General features: G+C 48.8%; 25 protein-coding genes and 1 tRNA gene. 11 read left to right on the top strand and 15 right to left on the bottom strand.

Annotated elements, in window-relative coordinates:
• Nucleotides 1-69: 69 nt before the first annotated feature.
• From RIF25_RS16840 to RIF25_RS16830, 3 genes are all read left to right on the top strand, one after another.
• On the top strand, nucleotides 70-393 hold the full coding sequence (locus RIF25_RS16840; RefSeq protein WP_322879679.1) for a helix-turn-helix domain-containing protein: 324 nt from the start codon (nucleotides 70-72) through the stop codon (nucleotides 391-393).
• A 100-nt stretch (nucleotides 394-493) separates the two neighbouring features.
• A complete protein-coding gene (locus RIF25_RS16835; protein WP_322879678.1) occupies nucleotides 494-772 on the top strand; it encodes a hypothetical protein in 279 nt (92 codons plus the stop codon).
• Between the two features lie 88 nt (nucleotides 773-860).
• The gene (locus tag RIF25_RS16830) at nucleotides 861-1853 is read left to right on the top strand and encodes a tyrosine-type recombinase/integrase (protein ID WP_322879677.1); all 993 of its coding nucleotides are present in this window, start codon (nucleotides 861-863) and stop codon (nucleotides 1851-1853) included.
• A 107-nt stretch (nucleotides 1854-1960) separates the two neighbouring features.
• Here RIF25_RS16830 and RIF25_RS16825 read toward each other — a convergent pair.
• Nucleotides 1961-2034 (bottom strand) — tRNA-Pro (locus tag RIF25_RS16825).
• 347 nt (nucleotides 2035-2381) lie between these two features.
• Here RIF25_RS16825 and RIF25_RS16820 point away from each other — a divergent pair.
• On the top strand, nucleotides 2382-3545 hold the full coding sequence (locus tag RIF25_RS16820) for a cysteine desulfurase family protein (RefSeq protein ID WP_322879676.1): 1164 nt from the start codon (nucleotides 2382-2384) through the stop codon (nucleotides 3543-3545).
• A 23-nt stretch (nucleotides 3546-3568) separates the two neighbouring features.
• Here RIF25_RS16820 and RIF25_RS16815 read toward each other — a convergent pair whose 3' ends face one another.
• On the bottom strand, nucleotides 3569-4282 hold the full coding sequence (locus tag RIF25_RS16815; RefSeq protein WP_322879675.1) for a carbonic anhydrase: 714 nt from the start codon (nucleotides 4280-4282) through the stop codon (nucleotides 3569-3571).
• A 42-nt stretch (nucleotides 4283-4324) separates the two neighbouring features.
• Between RIF25_RS16815 and RIF25_RS16810 the strand changes: the two genes are divergently transcribed.
• Nucleotides 4325-5458, top strand: coding sequence for a quinone-dependent dihydroorotate dehydrogenase (locus RIF25_RS16810; protein WP_322879674.1), 1134 nt, complete (start codon nucleotides 4325-4327; stop codon nucleotides 5456-5458).
• Nucleotides 5459-5472: 14 nt separating this feature from the next.
• Here the strand turns inward: RIF25_RS16810 and RIF25_RS16805 are convergent, their stop codons facing one another.
• The gene (locus RIF25_RS16805; protein ID WP_322879673.1) at nucleotides 5473-6135 is read right to left on the bottom strand and encodes a 4'-phosphopantetheinyl transferase family protein; all 663 of its coding nucleotides are present in this window, start codon (nucleotides 6133-6135) and stop codon (nucleotides 5473-5475) included.
• 68 nt (nucleotides 6136-6203) lie between these two features.
• On the opposite strand from RIF25_RS16805, the gene RIF25_RS16800 reads away from it, so the two are divergent.
• From RIF25_RS16800 to RIF25_RS16790, 3 genes are all read left to right on the top strand, one after another.
• Entirely contained in the window at nucleotides 6204-6794 is a 591-nt protein-coding gene (locus RIF25_RS16800; RefSeq protein WP_322879672.1) for an FxLYD domain-containing protein, read from the top strand.
• Nucleotides 6795-6859: 65 nt separating this feature from the next.
• Nucleotides 6860-7279, top strand: a complete 420-nt coding sequence (locus tag RIF25_RS16795) for a DUF6173 family protein (protein ID WP_322879671.1) — start codon at nucleotides 6860-6862, stop codon at nucleotides 7277-7279.
• A gap of 302 nt (nucleotides 7280-7581) precedes the next feature.
• Complete coding sequence (locus RIF25_RS16790; RefSeq protein WP_322879670.1) at nucleotides 7582-8940, top strand: DUF3370 domain-containing protein; 1359 nt, start codon at nucleotides 7582-7584, stop codon at nucleotides 8938-8940.
• Here the strand turns inward: RIF25_RS16790 and RIF25_RS16785 are convergent.
• The 4 genes from RIF25_RS16785 to xseB all read right to left on the bottom strand — a co-directional run bounded on the left by RIF25_RS16785 (nucleotide 8912) and on the right by xseB (nucleotide 11013).
• The gene (locus RIF25_RS16785; RefSeq protein WP_322879669.1) at nucleotides 8912-9694 is read right to left on the bottom strand and encodes a uroporphyrinogen-III synthase; all 783 of its coding nucleotides are present in this window, start codon (nucleotides 9692-9694) and stop codon (nucleotides 8912-8914) included. The genes RIF25_RS16790 and RIF25_RS16785 overlap by 29 nt on opposite strands.
• A gap of 40 nt (nucleotides 9695-9734) precedes the next feature.
• Nucleotides 9735-10211: a peroxiredoxin gene (locus RIF25_RS16780; protein ID WP_322879668.1), complete on the bottom strand. Its 477-nt coding sequence runs from the start codon at nucleotides 10209-10211 to the stop codon at nucleotides 9735-9737.
• Nucleotides 10212-10217: 6 nt separating this feature from the next.
• The gene (locus RIF25_RS16775; RefSeq protein ID WP_322879667.1) at nucleotides 10218-10625 is read right to left on the bottom strand and encodes a DUF2996 domain-containing protein; all 408 of its coding nucleotides are present in this window, start codon (nucleotides 10623-10625) and stop codon (nucleotides 10218-10220) included.
• Between the two features lie 148 nt (nucleotides 10626-10773).
• The gene (gene xseB / locus RIF25_RS16770; protein ID WP_322879666.1) at nucleotides 10774-11013 is read right to left on the bottom strand and encodes an exodeoxyribonuclease VII small subunit; all 240 of its coding nucleotides are present in this window, start codon (nucleotides 11011-11013) and stop codon (nucleotides 10774-10776) included.
• Nucleotides 11014-11382: 369 nt separating this feature from the next.
• Here xseB and RIF25_RS16765 point away from each other — a divergent pair, with 369 nt between their 5' ends.
• Complete coding sequence (locus tag RIF25_RS16765; RefSeq protein WP_322879665.1) at nucleotides 11383-11514, top strand: hypothetical protein; 132 nt, start codon at nucleotides 11383-11385, stop codon at nucleotides 11512-11514.
• Between the two features lie 17 nt (nucleotides 11515-11531).
• Nucleotides 11532-13223 (top strand): ABC-F family ATP-binding cassette domain-containing protein, encoded by a 1692-nt coding sequence (locus RIF25_RS16760; protein ID WP_322879664.1) that lies wholly within the window; start codon nucleotides 11532-11534, stop codon nucleotides 13221-13223.
• Nucleotides 13224-13260: 37 nt separating this feature from the next.
• Here RIF25_RS16760 and RIF25_RS16755 read toward each other — a convergent pair whose 3' ends face one another.
• The 3 genes from RIF25_RS16755 to trpC are packed head-to-tail and all read right to left on the bottom strand — an operon-like array spanning nucleotide 13261 to nucleotide 15631.
• Nucleotides 13261-13902 carry a GNAT family N-acetyltransferase gene (locus RIF25_RS16755; protein WP_322879663.1) on the bottom strand — a complete coding sequence of 214 codons (642 nt, stop codon included), beginning with the start codon at nucleotides 13900-13902 and terminating at the stop codon, nucleotides 13261-13263.
• A 57-nt stretch (nucleotides 13903-13959) separates the two neighbouring features.
• Nucleotides 13960-14682 (bottom strand): HAD family hydrolase, encoded by a 723-nt coding sequence (locus tag RIF25_RS16750; RefSeq protein WP_322879662.1) that lies wholly within the window; start codon nucleotides 14680-14682, stop codon nucleotides 13960-13962.
• A 4-nt stretch (nucleotides 14683-14686) separates the two neighbouring features.
• Complete coding sequence (gene trpC / locus RIF25_RS16745; protein WP_322879661.1) at nucleotides 14687-15631, bottom strand: indole-3-glycerol phosphate synthase TrpC; 945 nt, start codon at nucleotides 15629-15631, stop codon at nucleotides 14687-14689.
• A gap of 257 nt (nucleotides 15632-15888) precedes the next feature.
• Here trpC and RIF25_RS16740 point away from each other — a divergent pair, with 257 nt between their 5' ends.
• Entirely contained in the window at nucleotides 15889-16233 is a 345-nt protein-coding gene (locus RIF25_RS16740; RefSeq protein WP_322879660.1) for a hypothetical protein, read from the top strand.
• Nucleotides 16234-16342: 109 nt separating this feature from the next.
• On the opposite strand, the gene RIF25_RS16735 is transcribed toward RIF25_RS16740, so the two are convergent.
• The 5 genes from RIF25_RS16735 to pgr5 form a co-directional block, all read right to left on the bottom strand.
• The gene (locus tag RIF25_RS16735) at nucleotides 16343-16654 is read right to left on the bottom strand and encodes a YnfA family protein (RefSeq protein WP_322879659.1); all 312 of its coding nucleotides are present in this window, start codon (nucleotides 16652-16654) and stop codon (nucleotides 16343-16345) included.
• 255 nt (nucleotides 16655-16909) lie between these two features.
• Nucleotides 16910-18046 (bottom strand): geranylgeranyl reductase family protein, encoded by a 1137-nt coding sequence (locus RIF25_RS16730; protein ID WP_322879658.1) that lies wholly within the window; start codon nucleotides 18044-18046, stop codon nucleotides 16910-16912.
• A 52-nt stretch (nucleotides 18047-18098) separates the two neighbouring features.
• Nucleotides 18099-19247 carry an HhoA/HhoB/HtrA family serine endopeptidase gene (locus RIF25_RS16725; protein ID WP_322879657.1) on the bottom strand — a complete coding sequence of 383 codons (1149 nt, stop codon included), beginning with the start codon at nucleotides 19245-19247 and terminating at the stop codon, nucleotides 18099-18101.
• A 354-nt stretch (nucleotides 19248-19601) separates the two neighbouring features.
• On the bottom strand, nucleotides 19602-19835 hold the full coding sequence (locus RIF25_RS16720) for a photosystem II protein, Psb35-related (RefSeq protein WP_322879656.1): 234 nt from the start codon (nucleotides 19833-19835) through the stop codon (nucleotides 19602-19604).
• A 103-nt stretch (nucleotides 19836-19938) separates the two neighbouring features.
• A complete protein-coding gene (gene pgr5 / locus RIF25_RS16715; RefSeq protein ID WP_015123721.1) occupies nucleotides 19939-20136 on the bottom strand; it encodes a cyclic electron transport protein PGR5 in 198 nt (65 codons plus the stop codon).
• Nucleotides 20137-20325 lie beyond the last annotated feature (189 nt).

The raw sequence follows: 20325 nt of genomic DNA, 5'->3' as shown, positions 1-20325 counted from the left end.
TTTCCTAAAATTGATAAATACTCACCTTGTTCTGTTCTAACTTAGCACTGCTATATAGCTATAGTCGCAATGAGAGATTTTTACTGCACGCTAGATTTGATAGCGAAATCAAAAAAGGTTAGTTTGAGAAAATTGGCTGAAGCGACCGGAGTCGCTTACACCACGGTTCATCGGATTGCTCGGAATGATTACGACCGAATTGACGCTGGTGTAATTGAAAAGATTTGTAAATTCTTTGAAATTGTCCCTGGCGATCTGTTGCGGCTTCACTCCGCTGAGGCAACCGGGACTTTATCGAGTGATGACCTGCTGAAAATGCACGTTGAACAGTGTTTAATGCTCCAAGCCGCTGAATTTCGCCGCCCAACAAGCCAGGCGACAACAACGTATTAAGCAACTAATGGATGGTATTAGAGAAGCTTTGAGGACGTTAATTGAGGATCAGATTTAAAAGGAGGTTGAGACATTAATTGAAGATGAGCCTCACCAGGCTGTGGAGTTTGAAACCGAGTCTAGTGCTGCCGCCATCCATCGGCTATTGGAAATTGGACAAAAAGCCATTCCGTCCACCGAGTTTGATGTATTCAAAACATTGGAAGCCTTTGGTTTAGCTTCAAAAATTGAGCAACTTCAAACCGACCAGGCCCGCCAAGACCGGATGCAGAAAATTCTTGAGGAAGTCAGAGTCGTTTTGGCTCATGGCTCATCCGATCCGACCACTCTTAATAAACTTGCCGAATCAACAACCCTTTGGAGTGACGATGAAAAATAAACGTGGTGGTGTTCATATCCACACCCGCAATGGCTTACTACAACTGTGATGGACACATCAGGGTAAAGACAAATGTTTGTCCTTGGGCATGGCAGATACCCCTTTGAATCGCAGTATCGCCAAGCGTAAAGCCGGAGAAATTGAGTGCGACTTGCACAGCGGCCATTACGATCCAACGCTCGCTAAATACAAGCCCAAACCTGTTAGGGAAGCATTAACTACCGTCCACTTATTTGAGCGGTTCATTGAATCTCGACAAACCCAAGTGTCCCCCCAGGCCATTGAAAGCCGTTACCGCCCCATCCTCAGCAACCTAAAGCGGTTTAAGTCCAACATTGAGGATGAATCCCAGGCCCGTGCATTTGTAGATTTGCTCCGGTCTCGACAATCGGCTTTGATTGCAAACCAGAATCTCTCACTGCTCAAAACCTTTGGGGCCTGGGCTGTAGCAGAGGAACACTGGTCTAGCAATCACTTTGAGTCAATCGAACGATTGAAGGTATCGCACGCACCAAAACCCAAGCGACTGCCATTTACCAGGGAAGAAACTCGGAAGCTCTTAGATGCTGCACGGTTGCATCCTCGTTGGCATAGTTACCATGACTTCTACATGGTGCTACTTTATCTGGGAGTCCGCCCTAGTGAAGCGATTGGACTGCGATGGCGGCACATTAACTGGCAACGTCAAACTATAACCATTTGCGAAAGTCTCGGCCGTACTCGCCAAGCCAAAAGCACCAAGAATGGTAAAGCTAGAGTGATTGACTTGCATCCTGATTTATTGGCCATGTTTCAGGGCCGCTTTTCCAATGACAAGCCGCAGGATGCCCTGATTTTTACAACAGCTACAGGAAAAGTCATTGACGATCACTGCTTTAGCCAGCGAACCTGGAAAGACCTCTGTAAAGCCGCTGGCATCCCACATCAAGTTCCCTATGCTGCGCGACACAGCCTGGGGAGTCATTTGTTAGAAAATGGGGCATCTATCCCCCAGGTTGTGGAAATCCTGGGCAACAACCCGGAAACCACAGCCCGTCATTATGCCCATGCCATTAACCGCCCACAAATGCCAGGGTTTTAACCTTGCACAGTATCTTTTAGCTAGAAATGGCTAGGTGTCTCAAATAAGACCTAATCGAGAAAGTCTCAAAACCCTTGCCAGAAGTGGGTTAAGGTCTGGAACCACCATCGGAGCGGCGGGATTTGAACCCACGACCCCCACTACCCCAAAGTGGTGCGCTACCAAGCTGCGCTACGCCCCGTTAATATAACTATAACATCCCTGGGCATCAAAAACTTATACCAAAAACTCAAACTAATCGTCTTTTCGCTTAGGTAATGAAATACCAAAAGGCTCGAAACCATGACGGGCAGTTGCTTTGTATATCTCAGTTGGGGGACAACTGACCATGTCTGGCCCAGGTTGGGGAGATAACCCACGGCTGTCCTCGGTGTAAAAATCCTGACTCTATTGGGATGGATAAGATAATTTCTATCTCTGGCAGCAAACAGGTAGGAAAAAATTCTATGAAGACAGAGGATTGAAAGAATCTCTGCAAGGCACAATAGGGATTAAGAGTGTTTTTTGATACTGTACCTGGGCCAATCTATGCAAATTTATTTAGACTACAGTGCGACTACGCCCTGTCGCCCAGAAGCCATGGCCAGCATGAATCGGGTCATGACCCAGGCCTGGGGGAATCCATCCAGCTTGCATGAATGGGGGCAACGCGCGGCAACAGTCTTAGAACAGGCCCGGATGCAGGTAGCCAGCCTCATCAACAGTTCTCCCCTCGGCATTGTTTTTACATCTGGCGGTACAGAGTCCAATAACCTGGCCATATACGGGGTAGCCCGTCAATTCTCGTCCCCGCAACATTTGATTATTTCCTCTGTAGAACACGCTGCCGTCAGTCAACCCATTGCTTTTTTAGAATCTCAAGGCTGGCAGGTGACGCGTTTACCCGTGGATCGCTGGGGGCGAGTTAACCCTAGGGACTTAGATCAGGCTATCCAGGCCAATACGGTGTTGGTTTCGGTCATTTACGGGCAAAGCGAAGTTGGAACACTCCAGCCGATTGCGGAACTGGCGAAAATCTGTCGTAATCGTGAGGCTCTGTTTCATACGGATGCAGTACAGGTTGCCGGGCGTTTACCCGTTGATGTCCAGGCCCTAGGGGTTGATTTACTTTCCCTCTCCAGCCACAAGCTCTATGGACCCCAGGGAGTTGGGGCATTATACATTCGGCCGGGTGTCGAATTACATCCTTTTCTGGCTGGGGGAATGCAGGAGTCGGGGCTACGGGCTGGGACACAGGCCTTACCCAATATTGCTGGCTTTGGGATTGCGGCTGAACTGGCTGAAGCAGAACTCTTGGCGGAAATGGCCCGCTTGCAAACGCTCCGGGAACGCCTCTTTGCCCAACTTTATGCCTGCCCACAACTACAACCTACCGGCCATCGTCTCTATCGGTTGCCCCACCACCTGAGCTTTACAGTGGCCGATGCCTATGGAACACCGCTGAGTGGAAAGACCCTTGTGCGTCAACTGAATTTAGCGGGTATTGGCGTAAGTTCTGGCTCGGCTTGTAACAGTGGTAAATCCGTCCCCAGTCCGGTTTTAAGAGCAATGGGCTATGACGATGGGCTGGCTAAATCGAGTTTACGGCTGACTCTGGGTAAACAAACCACCGCAGCGGATATTGATTGGGTAGGTCTAGTCCTGCCGCAAATGATTGAGCGAGTCACCCAGGCCCCGGTACTGATGTGTTAGATTCGCCCGAGTGACAAACATGGTTAGCCTAAGAGCCGGACAGCCCCACTGGCCAACTCATAATAAGCCCCAACAATGTTTAATGCTTCTTTACGAATCGCCTCGGCAAGCACCGGAGAGTTTTTTAGCCGCTGTACCTGAAGTCGGACATTGGCTTTAATGGCATTGGCCAAAAGATCACCAGGTTCGGTTTGGGCGAGGGCAATTGCGGGTTGAATGGCAGTAGTTAGAGACGACATAACTCCGGGTAGGTTTTTGCCGCTCAAGGTAGCTGTAACAGCCCCACATCGTTCATGGCCGAGAACAACAATTAAGGGGGTTTTGAGGATTGTGACGGCATACTCTTCACTAGCGATTTCTTCAGTAATGGCAATATTTCCGGCCACACGCACGACAAAGAGATCACCAATTCCTTGATCGAAAATAATTTCCGGAATCACCCGGGCATCGGCACAACTGAGAATAGCGGCAAAGGGAGTTTGTGTCTCCGTGACAATCGCTAGCTGACGAACATCTTGATGGGGATGAAGGGACTTATTGTGGACAAAACGTTGATTACCAGCAAGTAAACGATCTAGGGCGGTGGTCGGGGTATTGGGAATTTCCATAGTTTTGCGTTGGTGGTTATTAATGGGGCGCGCAGGTTCTAAGCCAAAAGCCCTCCAGGCCGGGTAAGTCACCCCCCACCGACTTATCTCCCCTAATAATTCCAAGGCGGCGCGGCGTGAAACAGACATAATCATCGGCGAATTAGGGGGGCTGGGGCTAAAATCTAAGGCATGAATCTTTATACCAACATTCTGCGTCCCTTAGTTTTCTCAGGGTTACGGGCTGATCCGGAAGCTGTTCATCAGCAACTGGTGCGCGCCTGTGGGCAAATTGAGGCCTGGGGTGAAAAAGGGCAGTGGTTACGGCGGCTGTGTGGGAGTCAATATCAGTACTGTGCACCGCAATTATCCCAAAATCTCTGGGGCTTAAGCTTTCCGAATCCCTTGGGTTTAGCGCCTGGGTTTGATAAGGACGGCCTGGCCAGTAGTTTTTGGCAGGAATTGGGCTTTGGCTTTGTTGAGGTGGGAACTGTCACTTGGCAGGCCCAAGGGGGAAATCCCAAACCCCGTTTATTTCGGCTCCCGGCGGATCTGGCTGGTCTGAATCGGATGGGATTTAATAACCTGGGGGCGGAAGTCATGGCCCAAACCCTGGCACAGTCGGCAGAACGAGGCCTGCGGGCAATTCCCCTCGGGATTAACTTGGGGAAGTCAAAAGTCACCCCCCTCGAACAGGCCGTGGAGGATTATGTCCAAAGTTTTCAGGGGCTACAGCCTTGGGGAGATTATTTTGTTGTCAATGTCAGCTCCCCCAACACCCCCGGCCTGCGAACCTTGCAATCTCGGAGCCAATTAGAGCCAATCCTAGCTGAACTGCAAGCCATCAATAGCCTCCACAAGCCGCTTCTAATTAAGGTGGCCCCAGATTTGGCCTGGGATGAGTTGGATGAAATTTTAGAATTGGCCCAGGCCTATCAACTGGCGGGAATTATTGCCACTAACACCACCCTTTCCCGTCACGGCCTCAAGACCCAAGTGCTCCCCCCGACCCAAGAACCTGTGGAAACAGCCGCGGGCGGAATTAGTGGCGCACCTTTACGGCAAAAGTCCACGGAGATGATTCGCTACATTTATCGCCACACGGGCGGGACGCTACCGATTATTGGGGTGGGTGGGGTGTTTAATGCGGCCCAGGCCTGGGAAAAAATTTGTGCTGGAGCGAGTTTAATTCAGGTTTATACGGGTTGGGTTTACGAGGGGCCGGGCATGGTCAAGGCAATTTTGCAGGGCTTAGAGCAGTATTTGGGCGACCAGGCCTGGGCAGATGTGATTGGCAAAGACGCAAAAGAACTCCCCAAATCTTGATCCTGATCATCAGCCTATTGGGGTAACTTGCAGATCACCTTGAGGGAAACGGGCTGATCTGTTAAGGCGACAACCGCCCCGACATAGTGACTCCCAATCGTAAAATTCACGGTTTGGTTAGGGTGGGGACAAGGCTCCGACTGAAATAATTGCCCCCCCATCGCTTTGATTTTTGCTTCCAGGCCTGTCCAACCCCTTAAAAATTCTTTGGTGTACCCAGGTTCGGGCAGGGACTCAAGGTGGGCTTGGGCCGTGGGCGAGAAAAAACGTTGGGCAATTTGCCTCGCTCTGGGCCTGGGTTTGATCTGTTCAATATCTACCCCCACCGGAACATCCCTAGTAATTGCTGCCACCGCAATGGCCCCAGCATGACTCCAACTAAACTGCCAGGCCGGGTCATGGGCCCATCGATCTAGATAAGGTTTGCCAGTGGGAGTGAAACATAGGTGAATTCCGGTTGGTGGGACAGAAACATAATGGCTCAGAACCCAGCGTAATAAACTCCGGCTTTGGTAAAATTGCTGGCCAGCCCGACTGAAAAGCCCCAATTTCTCCAGCCAGGCCTGTTCGGAAACAGATAACCAGTCCCCCCTAACCGAGACTTGCCCTAGTTCTAGCTGCCAAAGATCCACATTCAGGGGTGTAATGTCCCCAGGCCTGGAGATGATCATTTGCATTTCGCATTGACTCGTTAAAATTGTCGTAAAGATCGCAGATACCAGCCAGCATTTGGGAGTGATTGGATATGAGGATTCAGCCGCATCTTCACAAACAGATAAAAACCATTGCCTGTTCAGGATTATGTGTTGGTTCACTCCTACCCCTAATGTTCACCTTACCCAGCCAGGCCCAGAAAAACCCCGGTGACATCATCGTGATTGGTAATTCTCCCCGACAATGGGCCCAAAATCAAAGCTATTGGAATCAATTAGTCGGAGTTTTTGGGCGGGCCATTCCAGCCGCTACGGCTCCTGCACCTCCTTCTGACACGACCCAGGCGGGGGCAGATCCCCAAGTTCTAACCCAAAAACTTCTCCAAAATATCTCTGTGGGCGCGCCGCAACTGCAACCGATCTTGAAATTACCGGGATCTTCCCAAGTCTCCGGCTCCCTCACCAACCGCAACAACCAACCTGTCACCATTGGCGGGGTCAACTTTGAAGTTTTGGATAATACAGGGAATGTGATTCAAACTGGCTCAGCCGTTCCAGAACCAGCAACCGTCGGGCCTGGGCAAACGGTCACCTATCAACAAACTCTTTTAACTGTCCCGTCCGATGTGGGGGCTTCTGTGCGTTTGATTAATCCCCCTGTCACCATTCAGGGTGGTATCTAAAGCCTCTTTAAAAAAGCTTAAATCTGACTATTTTCCATACGTTATATTGCTCAGGAATATTCTATATGTTTAGAGTGGAGAGAGAGATTGAACGCTCTGTGCAAAACCCTAGGGTGACCATGCCAGAGTTTAAATTCACCACTAATGCACAAGCAAATTACGCAAGCGAATTTCACAAACGCTTAGTAAAATGGATAAATGATTTTGATGCATCTTTAGATGATAGGTATGAGGTAGGTATTCGCCTTGTAAGCTTTGGTCAAGTTGTGACGTTCCACTTAAAAGGTTTGGGCTATTGGGATCCATCACTCATCTCATTTTCTGGAACAACGGAATCAGGTGATCCTGTCGAATTAATTCAACACGTTTCGCAGATAAGTATTCTACTCATGAAAATGGAGCGACGCGAGCCTGACAAGCCAAAACAACCAGTAGGTTTTCACTTAGATGATTCCAGTAATCTAAATAGTGACTCTGAAGAGTGAGGTTCTAGGAGAATTTATCGGATTCATAAGGAACACGTCAAAGCATTCCACTATGATCTAGAAATCATGTGTGATGATTTGCACCAGAAAGAAAATGTCAGTAATAGAAAAATTATCACAACATCCCTTAGAACTAGGTAGAAGCATCTAAACTGCAATGATTCATAACTAAGCTTATCCCTGGTAAATTTGATAAATTTATCAAAATTTAGGGTAGTGGGGATGATAGTTTTGAACATGAGTTTGCATGGCTGAGAGAAGATCAGCGAAAGAATATTTATTCATTCCTCGATTAAACAGCCGTGTTCAGAACCCTCCCCACCCTGGTTAGTTTTATGTTGGCCCAGGCCCCGGCCATCCCACCTGCGGAAATGATTCGCCCCGATGACGTGCGGCCGCTGCCTGGGAGCTTGGACATGGTGCCAGTGTTTAATAGCAACAGTCCCGAAAAAATTCAACAGGAAGGAATTCTCCTCTCAACCCTCAACCCGGCCGGTAAACAAAACCCGGCCGCCCATCTGAATTTCAGCTTTAATGACCGCTTTGATATTTTTGCCCACCATGTCACCAAGGCAGCCCCAGTTCCGGCTCCCCAGGTCATGTATCTGGGTATTTTAGTGGAAAATCCCAACAAAACCCCTGTGCGGATCTTGGTGCTCCAGGCCAACACTCGTTTGACCACCCATGCCCCCTTTGTCAATTTGCCGACCCAGGTTTTAGATCAACGGAATCGGGTCTTTGCCGGGCCGGGGAGTCGCGCCAGTGGGGACTTTCTCCGGCGAGAACGAGATGGGATCTTTCCAGAAAGCTATGTCATTCCTCCCCAAAGCAGCCAAATGCTGGTGGTTTTACCCATCCCGGCAACGGCTTTGAATGGTCGGTCTTTGTTAATGCGGCTGTTTAGTAATGGGCGCGTTAACTTGGCTAGTTTGGCCCTTTGGGAAAAAACCGGCCCCGAAAAAGTCCCCACCTTAAAAGATTGGCAACAACTGGCCCAAACCGGCCAACTCTCCATCCCCCGCGACCGCACCCCCACACCTCCAACTCAAACCAGTGGGCAATTTATCTATGGCCGGGTGGCTGGGGTCTCTCGCGGGTCACAATGGCGCGCGACCGTAACGGATCGGCCCGAAATTCCTTATTTAACCATCCCGGCCGAAAACCAGGCCATTTCCTATGTGATTAATACCCTTGACCGGGGCACTCTTGGAACTCAGCAAATTCAAAGCGCGCCGATGCTAGTCCGTTATCCCGATACGGCCTATCGCAGTCATGGCAATTATGGCGTTCTCTACGAGTTAACCTTACCCCTCAAAAACCCCACAATCCAGGCCCAGCAGGTCGCCATTCGTTTTCAAACCCCGATCAAAGAAGATCAACTCTCCCAGGCCGGGTTGCGCTATCTGCAAACGCCCGCCAATCAAATCTTTTTTCGCGGCCCTGTCCGGCTGGAATACGAAGAGAATGGTACAACTCAAGTGAAGTATTTTCATCTGGTGCAACGGCGGGGACAAATGGGCGAACCCCTCTTGACCTTAGATCTGCCTCCCCAAACTCAGCGCACGGTCAAAGTGGAACTCGTCTATCCCCCCGATGCCACGCCGCCCCAAGTCTTAACCGTGGAAACCACCCTCAACCCTGCCCCCCCTCAGTCAAAATAGCTCTCACCAGCCCCTCTAAGGTATGTTCTGCGGCTTCTATCTCCACCCGCCCGAAATACTTGCGGCAGGCCTGGGAGGTTTGGGGGCCAATGGAAGCCAGTTTGACCCTCTCTAAAAGAGCTTGGGCAATTTCAACTCCTCCGACCAATTGACAGAAATGCTGGACGGTTTTGCCACTGGTAAAGGTGATCATTGTTAGGGTTTTGGCCTGGAGTAACTCGGCTATTTCCGGGGCAATTTGGTGCGGGCAACGGGATTCATAGGCTGCAACTTCGACAATTTTGGCTCCGGCATCGGTCATGGCCTGGACAAGCATCTCCCGTCCACCCGTCTCCACCCGTGGGAAAAGGATTTTCAACCCAGTCATGGACTCAGGAAAATGCTCAACCAGGGCATCGGCAATAAACTGGGGCGGAATAAAATCCGGGGTGCGGCCATAGGCTTGGAGGGATTGGGCTGTTTTTTGGCCAACTACGGCAATTTTTAGCGGAGTTAATTTAGCTGGATCAATCCCCAGGCCCCGCATTCGTGACCAAACGGCCTCAACCCCATTCGTGGAGGTTAAAATGAGCCAATCAAAGCTGTCCAGAATGTCCAGAGCATGATCCAATGCATCCCAACTGCTGGGCGGGCCAATTTCTAAGGTGGGCATTTCCCAAACAGTCGCTCCCGCTTGACGAAGGGCTTGACTAAAGGTTGGGGCTTGGGTGGCGGCACGGGTGACAAGAATGGATTGATCAGCAAGGGGTAACATCAGGCAACTCAAAGAGAAGATGTAGTTTTATCGTCCTCTGTTATCCGGCGGTGCTAGCCAACCCGTTTAAAATTGCCAGGGATTCATCCACATGGGCCTTGAAGTTAAGCATGGAGTCAAAAATATGACGGACAATGCCCCCTTGATCAATGACATAGGTGACCCGGCCAGGTAAAAATCCAAATAAGGCTCCGGGAACCCCAAAGGCTTGACGGGCTTGATTACCTTTGTCACTGAGCACCAGAAAGGGTAATTTTTGATTGGTGGTAAACCGGGCCTGGGCCGCCACAGAATCATCACTAATCCCAATCACCTCTGCGCCCAAGTCCTGAAAAATGCCATAGGCATCCCGAAAGGCACAGGCTTCGATGGTACAACCCGGACTCTCTGATTTGGGATAGAAAAATAAAACTATCGCCTTTTTCCCTTGAAAATCCCTAAGACGGATAATTTCACCCTGGGCATCGGGGAGGCTAATATCTGGGACGGGATCACCGACTTTAATGGGTTTGGCCATCGGGACTTAGTTACCCCCCAACCATTTTTGGGCATTCAGGCGTTGGACGACTCCAAAAACCAGTAGGTCTAAGGTTACTTTGCGCTCATCACAGAGAAAAGGCTCAATGGTGCTGCTGGGTACGCCCCCGATTGTTTCAGAAAAGGCTTTGCGGCCTTGAATATCATCATCCAAAAAGTAGAGGGTGAATTGATGTTGACCCGGTTGCCATTGCCCCTGAATTTGTCCGTCTGTAAAGGCCAGAGATACATTTTGGACCTGCTTGGCCTGGAGGGCATGGGTTAAGGCTGGCAAAAAGTCTTGTTGAATAAACTCAGCAAAAGGTTTGGCCTCCACAGCCGGGGGTTTTTCTTTCTTAGCAGGTGTAGTTGCAGTAGCCTCGGTAGTCCCAGGCGTTACGGATTCTTCAGACATTGCTCTTACCCAGATAGAACTCAACTTCAGTATAAGGGGCTGGCAGAATCTCTCGGAATTGGCCTGGCTCCGTTAGCCCCTAAAAGAAGATCAACTCTGGAATAGAGAATTATCTATATTTGTCGATTTATCTGGGCAAGTTAGCACTCTACCAGGCTGGATCGTCCAGCTCTTCAATGAGTAAATCTATGGCCTGACGATGCTGGCTTAACCAGGATTCACATTGTTTGATATCCCTCACGGCTGTGGCAAACTTAGCCAGCACTGTCCCTAAATCCAATTGGCCCGCTTCAATTTCACGAATAGTTTCCTCAACGCGAGCAACGGCAGTTGGATAATCCCAGGCCAGCTCATCTTCAGGCTCGAGGGGAGGGGGTGAAACAGTCATAACGAGTTTGGCTAAAGCCCTGATTATGATTCAAAGGTAATTTCCTCTATTATAAAATCAAACTTGCCTCTCTATCTAGACTTGGCCTGGAAAAGTCTCCAGATTTTCAATCGAAATCAACATCATTTTTAAATGGTTCTAGAAATTACAAATAGTGGGTGAGTGATAACAATATAAAAAATATTCAAAATTATGGGCAGACAATTTCTGACTGTATTGGCAGTGGGGCGGATGTCAGAAGGAGTTAACTAATGTCTTGGTTTAAGGTATTATGGCCTGGATTTTTAATACCCCTTGTCACCCACGCATCAGGCTGGCCATTGTTGTGACTCTTGGGCTAAATTGGCCTAGGCCTAAGGCAACAAAGCTTTGACTATTGAAGATCAGTCCTCGGGAAATGGGCAAGAATTTGTTAGCATTGCCAAGGAGATATTCTTATTCACGGTTGTTCTAGATAGCCTTGAAAACCTCGTGATTATTGACCGAGTGTATCTTCGTTAATTCTTTTAGGTCGTGCAATGCTGCGGTTGTCCCATATCAGTAAAATTTATCCCACCGGGGAAGTCCTCAAGGATGTGAATTGGGAGGTTAAGCCTGGGGATCGGATTGGCCTGGTGGGGATGAACGGGGCTGGCAAATCAACACAACTAAAAATTATTGCGGGGGAAATGGAACCCACCGATGGGGAAGTGATTCGGCCGGCCAGCCTAAAAATTGCTTATTTAACCCAAGAGTTTGAAGTCGAACCTAGCCGAACTGTGCGGGAAGAGTTTTGGACAGTCTTTGCCGAGGCCAATGCAACCCAGCAGGCTTTATTAGATGTCCAACAGGAGATGAACACAACGGACATGGAGGAACTGGAGCGGCTGATTCACCGATTGGATCGACTCCAACGCCAATTTGAGGGGTTAGATGGCTATGGTCTGGAGGCTCGGATTGAGAAAATTCTCCCGGAGATGGGTTTTGAGGTGGGGGATGGCGATCGTTTGGTGAGTTCCTTTAGTGGGGGTTGGCAGATGCGGATGAGTTTGGGCAAAATTCTCCTCCAGGCCCCGGATCTGTTGCTTTTAGACGAACCCACTAACCATTTGGATTTAGAAACCATTGAATGGTTGGAAAATTACTTGCGGGGCCTGGTAACTCCGATGGTAATTGTCTCCCATGACCGTGAGTTTTTGGATCGGCTCTGTACTCAAATTGTCGAAACAGAACGGGGGGTTTCCAGTACCTACTTAGGGAATTATTCCGCCTATATTGAGCAAAAGAACCTGAATCAAGAAGCCCAACTCAGTGCCTTTGAACGCCAACAAAAGGAATTAGAAAAGCAACAAACTTTTGTAGATCGGTTTCGGGCTAGTGCCACTCGCAGTACCCAGGCCAAGAGTCGGGAAAAACAACTCGCCAAAGTTGAACGGATTGCGGCCCCGGTGGATTCCGTCCGCACATTACGGTTTCAATTTCCACCTGCGCCCCGCAGTGGCCGAGAAGTGGTGATGATTGAAGATCTCGTCCATAGTTACGGGGATAAGATTTTATTTTTAGGGGCTGAGTTATTACTGGAGCGGGGGGATCGGGTTGCCTTTTTGGGGCCCAATGGAGCCGGGAAATCAACCTTATTGCGTCTGATCATGGGCCTGGAAACACCCCAATCGGGCATGGTTAAGTTAGGGGATCACAATGTCATTCCGGGTTACTTTGAGCAAAACCAGGCCGAAGCCCTGGACTTCGATAAGTTAGTGGTGGAGACGATCCATGATGAAGTTCCCCAATGGACAAACGAAGAAGTCAGAACCCTGCTGGGGCGATTTTTATTTAGTGGGGACACAGTTTATAAAAAAGTGGCAGCCCTCAGTGGTGGGGAAAAGGCCCGATTAGCCCTGGCGAAAATGTTGCTACGTCCAGCTAACCTATTAATTTTGGATGAACCCACCAACCATCTAGATATTCCGGCCAAGGAAATGTTGGAATCTGCCCTCCAGGCCTATGACGGGACAGTGGTGGTTGTTTCCCATGACCGTTATTTTATTTCCCAAGTTGCCAATAAGATTGTTGAAATTCGAGATGGTGAATTTAAGGTCTATCAAGGGGACTACCATTACTATCTAGATAAAGTTGCTGAGGAAAAAGAAGCCGCCCGCCTCGCCCAATTCACCGCTGCCAAAGCCAGTAAAGCCGCTGCTAAAAAAGCCAAAGCCAAGAAGAAAAGTTAATTTCTATTTTCCTGCCTCTGCTCGGCTCACCACATCTCTAGCGGCCATAACCGATGGATGATCTTTTAAGAATCATATTGTAGCCAGGCTGATCATGACTCTTGGAAAAGTTATTTTTCTCATAGAAACCCTCTGTACCCTTAATAGCATGGACGTAGATAGAGGTTCTAATGCCTCTGATACCACACTGTACCAAACATGAACCAATCCCCTTTTTGCGATGACTAGGACAAACATAGAGGCCAAGCAGAACACCGTAGTTTCTTCGAGATTCAAGTAGGATAGAGCCAGCAAACTGATGCTTATAGAGAACAATTAATAAACGCCTTTTATTCTTCTTGACAAGAATATAGTTTCTGATGACAACTTCAACGAATATCCAACTCAATAGCAGAGTGTAGGTGATGGTTAAAGAACCGACAAAGATTAACAAGAACCAGAGTAAATAAATCCATTCTTTGAGAATATAAGCTATAGCTAAAGCTGATAGTAAACCTAGGCAAAGAATAACAATCCAAAGTAATGATAAAGATTGACTATTTTGGGATCTTAAGCAGTTAATTTTTCTCTTCTCTTTGTCCTTTTTCAGGCACTGATGTACAAAAACATTCCATGTATCTTGGTAGTTTTCAGCCAAACGAATTGAGTACTCATCTGGAAGACAGAAGTATGGAGTCATAAGAATATATGGAAACTAGGCATCCTAGCCCTTGCTAGAACTGTGAAAAACACTGAATCAAGCTGAGGCTTTCAACTCCTGTTTTTGGGCATAGACCTGCTGAACATAGGTTAAATCTAATTCCTCAAAGCGATCAATCACCCAATTGCACCGCCGCTGCAACATATGAAAGGGAAAGGTATGGGCAATGCCTAGTACGGGTAGTCCGGCCCGGCGCGCCGCTTCAATCCCCATAAACGTATCTTCAATCACGAGGCAATGGGGTGGGGTTAAGTCCAGGCCAGGAAATTGGGTTTGGAGTTGATCGAGAGCCAAAAGATAGCCACTCGGATCTGGTTTGCCGACTGTGATTTGATCCGCTGTGACAACTACCGAGAAATAATCCCTTAGGCCAGCCCGTCCCAAAATTAACTCCACTTCTGTCCGAATTGAACCCGTTACCAGGCCCAGCTTGATGTCTGCCGCAATCAGTTGTTGAATAAACTCCACCACGCCCGGAAAGAGGGGTAAAGGGGTTAATTGGGATAATTCAGCTTGGTAGGCCTGGGATTTTTGTCCTAAGAGTTTATCCAAATAGGCCCCATTCACATAACGCCCCCGCCGACTGAGCACATTATCCAAACAATCCCGATCCGAGCGGCCCAAACAAAACTGTTGATATTCATCGGCCTGGGGACGGAGGTTTTCGCTCAGTAAAATATCGGCAATTAAGCGGGCGTGAATGGCCTCATCGTCAATAATCACCCCATTAAAATCAAATAAAACTGCCCCTAACCCCATGCCATTAACTCACCGCTGACAAGTAAGACTCAGGAAACAACCGATTAACCCGCTCAGTGACTTGGGCCTGAATATCCAGATAATGGACTTCCTCAGGAGCTTCCCGAACCAACGACTCCCCAATTAGGACGGCCTTGGCCCCACAGGCGTGGACTTGACTGATGTCATGGGGGGACTGAAGACCCGATTCACTGACCACCAAAATTCCCCGCTCGCGAATTTCTGGATACCGCTGTTGCATTAACTCAACGGTGGTACTGACCTTGGTTTCAAAGGTTTCTAAGTTCCGGTTGTTAATTCCAACCAACTGCACGCCATCCAATTGCAAAACCCGATCCAGTTCTGCAAGGGTATGCACCTCGACTAAGGCCGCCATCCCCAGGCCATTGGCAATTTTGAGGAAATACTGCAAATCTCGATCCGACAAAACTGCGGCAATCAGCAGGACTGCATCAGCCCCCTTAACCCGTGCCAAATACATCTGATAGGGGTAAATAATAAAGTCCTTGCAGAGAATTGGTAAATCAACAGCCTCGCGGACACGAATAAGATTGTCAAAGCTGCCTTGGAAAAATTTCTCATCGGTTAAAACCGACAAACAGGTTGCGCCCACTTGAGTATAGGCCTGGGCAATTGCCACAGGATCAAAATTATGTCGTAAAACACCTTTACTAGGGGAGGCTTTCTTCACTTCGGCAATTAAAGCTAACTTCAGGGGGTGAGACTTCAACGCCTCATAAAAGGGTCGTGGAGGTGGAGCTAGTAAGACTTGGCGTTGTAGATCCCTCAGAGGCAGGCTTTCCCGCAACTGCTCAACTTCTGTTTCCTTATGCCAAATGATCTCCTCCAAAATGTGCCGAGGTTTAGCATCAGCATCAGCCATACGGGTTTGGAATTGCAAGCTTTGCACTAGGACGGGGGGATTAGGAGAGCGGCGGCGAATCTGCATATTAAGAAAACATAAGTTATGGGAGATGATGTGCTTACTATAGGACGAAAAATAGCAGAGATCTGTGAGGAACGTAACAAAGTCCGATGATCTAGCTCACTGCCAAGGGGAAATTTTGCAGTTTCATGAATATTTTATAAGCAAAATATTAATTTTTGTTCTAAATCTCCTGTTTTTTTAGGAACACCTTTGTTATTTTGATTTGCAATTCAGCCCCAGGATTTTTTAATCCTAAGCCTCAATGAGGAGTTGCTATCATGACCTATTCTTTTCAACTACTGGGTATCTCTCCGGTAATTCAACTGTTCCAAAGCCAACAACAGGTGATTCAAAGCCGCCCGGACTTGGAGTATGTTGGGGTTCACCATTGCACCTTGGATGCCTTTGTGGATTCCGTCGAAACCGTAGCTCTGAGTAAAGGCTGGGAAGCAATGCCAGTGGTGAGTACGGTAATCGAATTTTGGGTTAATAATCCCCAGAAGATTCACTATTGGGCCACTCGACTCCAGGCCTCTGGGCAGGAAAATCTCCTCTTGGCTCGAGTTGGAAAACTAGAGGCCCTCAAGTCACGCTTTGATCATCTGTTTACGGTTGGTCAATAGGTCTGAGGTGATCAGCGCGCCCTACTGCTCCACCGTACCCTATTGCCTTACGCCTCTCATGCTGATACTGCTAACGGGGGCTTTCCTGTACGCCTTTAAGTTAGGGTAGTTATCCTCGCGGGGCATACATGATGACAAAAACCCCTAGTAAGACGATCCACCCCCCCAACAGATCAAACTTATCAGGGCCGATTCGATCAACGAGCCAGCCCCATAAAAGAGATAACGCAACAAACACACCGCCATAAGCTGCATAGGCCCGCCCAAAATGGGTTGGCTGAAGCGTGGGAATGGCACCATAGAGTCCCAGAATTACCACGCCTAACACCGCTAACCAGATGGTTTTACCTTCCCGCAGGGATAGCCATACTAGATAGCCCCCACCGAGTTCACACAACCCAGCCAGGACGAAAAAAAGCATTGACCGAATCATGCAATCCACTCTTGCCTAGAGTCAAAGTGATGGCAATGTCCGCTGAGGTTTGGCACTTCTCAAGAAGTTGTGTGCCTGTCAGCAATGTGCCTTTATTCTATCTGGTGTTACATACATGATGTAGAGGGCAAAGGAAGAACTCAATGCCACTCTAAATAGATGCTCACAGCTTTTCCCTCACCATGGCGGCCCCTCGAGAACCCTATGTTGATAACTCGCTGTAGGTCTCAGTCTCAAGTTTGGCTAAATGGTTGTACCCCGGCCTGGGACAAGCCCTGCAGTCAGACGTTTGATCGCCCGGTCAGCAATATCTCGATAGCGCATTTCCCCTGAGAGAATCAATCCCATCCGGCGGGTGGCAGAGGGACGTTTGACTCCAAGTTTATAACCCAGATGGGGGACTCGATAAAATAATCCGGCTAACCGCTGGGCCCAGGCCATGTCACTCCCCCATTCTTCATTGATTAGGGTCGAATAATCACTCAAGGCATTGCTATCCCCACCCAAAGCCCGGTCAATCGCCAAGCCGGCCTGCATCCCGCTATAGATTGAAGGACGAATTCCCTCGGCGGAAAAGGGATCCACCACACAGGCGGCTTCTCCGGCTAAGAGGGCATTCTGGGTGTGGAGTTTTTGTTTGCCGTCCCATAGACAAATGGGATGACCATACTGGCGGGCCTGGGAAATATCCAGATTAAACAGAGTGGCATAGTTCTGGAGGATTTTCTTAAAGTCTTGGGGTTCCCCGCCGCGAAATGTGCCAATGCCAACGGAATAACCATCTGCCTTGGGAAAATTCCAGATATAACCATTTTTAACCAGGCCAAACTCGAAATGTACGGCATGATCTTGATGTTCAACTGGAGCTTCGGCTTCCAAGGCCCCAGCCAGGCGGCGTTTGCGCTCCTTAAATCCCAATAGTTGGGCCAGTTTACCCTTACCCCCATCGGCCGCAATCAGATATTTTCCCTGCACCAAGCCAGCCGCAGTTTTAATCTCCCAGTGATCACTGTGCCAGGAAATCCCCAAAACCTCTGTACCATCCCGCAGTTCAGCCTCCTGTAATTGAGCTTGTTTGATTAAAAAGTGATCAAACACATCCCGCCGCACCATCCAAATGGGTTCTTGGGAAGCCAGCTCTACCTCAACCGGATCTTCTTTATTCCAGGTGTAACGGACAGATCTAAGTTTGAGAGAAATAGCCGGGCTAAAGTCAAAGTCAAACCATTGGGCAACTTGGGGTGAAACGCCTCCCCCACAGGGCTTATAACGGGGCAAGGTTTCTTTTTCCAAAACCAGTACGGAGCGACCACGCTTGGCTAAATGATATGCCGCAGATCCACCCGCCGGCCCGGCTCCGACAATGACGCAATCATACATAAATCAGCCTATTCCTCAATTTCTGGGGACAGCAATTCTCCCAAATATAGCCCTAAGCTGTCCCTGGTAACTCCCCGGTGCGAACGGCAATTTGTTTGATTTGCTCACCTCGACGGATTTTGAGACTGAGTTGCTGCCCGACATCGGCTTGATCTACCAGGCCTTGGAGTTGATCTGCAGAGGTAATCGTTTCCCCATCCACAGCCGTAATCACATCCCCCCAGCGTAAACCTGCCCCCGCTGCCGGAGTATTGGCAAAGACCTGCACGACCAAGACACCTTCAACTTCCGGTAACATCACAGGAGAATTGGGGTTGCGATTATTTTCAGCGGCCAGACTGGGGGTCAGGTTGGTCATTTGGATGCCGATGTAGGCGTGCTTAATTTTGTCACCGCGGACTAGGCGATCCTTGAGGGACTTTGCCTTATCAATCGGAATTGCAAAGCCAATCCCCATTGCATCGGCCCGAATCGCCGTGTTAATCCCAATCACTTCCCCGGCCTGGTTGAGTAAGGGCCCACCGGAATTGCCTGGATTGATGGCCGCATCGGTTTGAATAAAATCTAAACGCTTATCGGGAATGCCAACTTGAGCACTAGATCGATGGAGAGTGCTGACAATCCCTAAGGTGACTGTGTTATCCAGGCCCAGAGGGTTACCCACCGCAATGGCCCAATCCCCCACTAATACTTCCTGCGAATTGCCCAAGGGCGCAACCGGTAGTTCTCCTTTCACGCCTTTTAGTTTGACAACAGCCAAATCCGAGACCGGATCCGCCCCCCGCACTTCCCCGGCAAAAATGCGCCCATCTTTCAGGGTGACATTCACCGTATCTGCATCACTGACGACATGGGCATTGGTGAGGACAATTCCGCTGGGATCAATAATGAATCCTGAACCTTGGCCCCGCTGCCGATCTTCCTGGGGGGGCAGTTGACCCAGGCCGGGAAAGAATTGCCGAAACAGGGGATCGCTAAAAAAGGGATCCACAGTCCGGGTAATAGTCCGCTCTGTATCAATTCGGACAACAGCTGGGCCAACTCGCGCCACGGCCTGGGCGACAAAACTATGGGGAATCGGGACTTCAGATTCAGCCCAAACTAAGTTTCCCCCCAGGCCTAGCCAGCAGATGCTAACCCAAATCGGCAGCAAAATCCCGCCAGACCATCTCAGTAGGTTACTCAATTGTGGAATGACCATAGCTCAGTGTTATTTGGAAATCAGAGTTAATCCTGACATTCAGGATAGACTAAATTTCTCTGAGGTGACAATCCCGATCCAGTGAAGTTTAATAAATAGAATTGTGGTCGAAATACCCTGGCCTGGGCAGAATAGTTTGGTCAATTCGAGATGAATAATTTCCCAATTCGCGATGTGATCGGTAGAACGGGTGAAGGATGTATCAGTAGATCATTACTAAATAGAAAAACCAGAACCAATCAAACGAGTTGATTAGCCTGGCCTGTGACAAACCCTTAGTTTTTATGTCCAGTTTTCCTTAGGTTTTAGGCAGCCAGAAGGCATGAAATAATCTCACTCCTTCTCACTCAGTCCTTAAGCGTCAGGAATTAAACTGCTGTTGTAGGCATCCACAACCTCAAACCCAGGTACACGAGTCCCATAGTCGGTTCCTTGCCCTGTGACAGATTTTGCAATTTGTTCAAAGGACTCAGACCGCCAGTTGCGTTCATGAATGGGCTTAGACTGCTCACCCAGAAAGTAAGCTTGGGTGCCAATGACGGCCGCCGCAACCCAACCCACAACAAACAATGAAATTAATAAAACCATAATTGTAGCCTCCAAAAAATCGAAAAATTGTTACTCTTCAACATCAAAATCAGGGGAAAACCATCAAGCCAATGAGCCTTAAAACCAAAGCAGAAGTGGGAAATTAAGCTAACAGCCCCAACCGTTTGCCATTGTCGCGAGCTAAGCGGATCATGTTCTGGCGATAGTTTCGATCTAGGCCAAGACGGTCACAAACTCGGGAAATGAGTTGAGCATGGAGAGCAATGGCCTGACCCCGAAAACGGTTGAATTCTTTTGTACCCATCCAAGAACGAACCAATAAGACTAGGGGAGCAAACACGGTATAAACCCTCTTAACATTGAGCTTTGTAACCTTATGTAAACTAATGTAACAGAAGTTTTACAAAACTGCAAATTTTTGTTAATGATGCTTCTCTTTGTGCTCCGGAACCCTCAAACCTTTGCTCCAGAAGAGATTAGCCCCACATCGCTTGCCTAGGGGGAGAGCAGCCGGAAAATTGTGATCAAA

Origin of the sequence: Pseudocalidococcus azoricus BACA0444 (assembly GCF_031729055.1) — a bacterium.
Taxonomy (GTDB): domain Bacteria; phylum Cyanobacteriota; class Cyanobacteriia; order Thermosynechococcales; family Thermosynechococcaceae; genus Pseudocalidococcus; species Pseudocalidococcus azoricus.
This window is presented reverse-complemented; position numbering and strand designations above follow the sequence as displayed.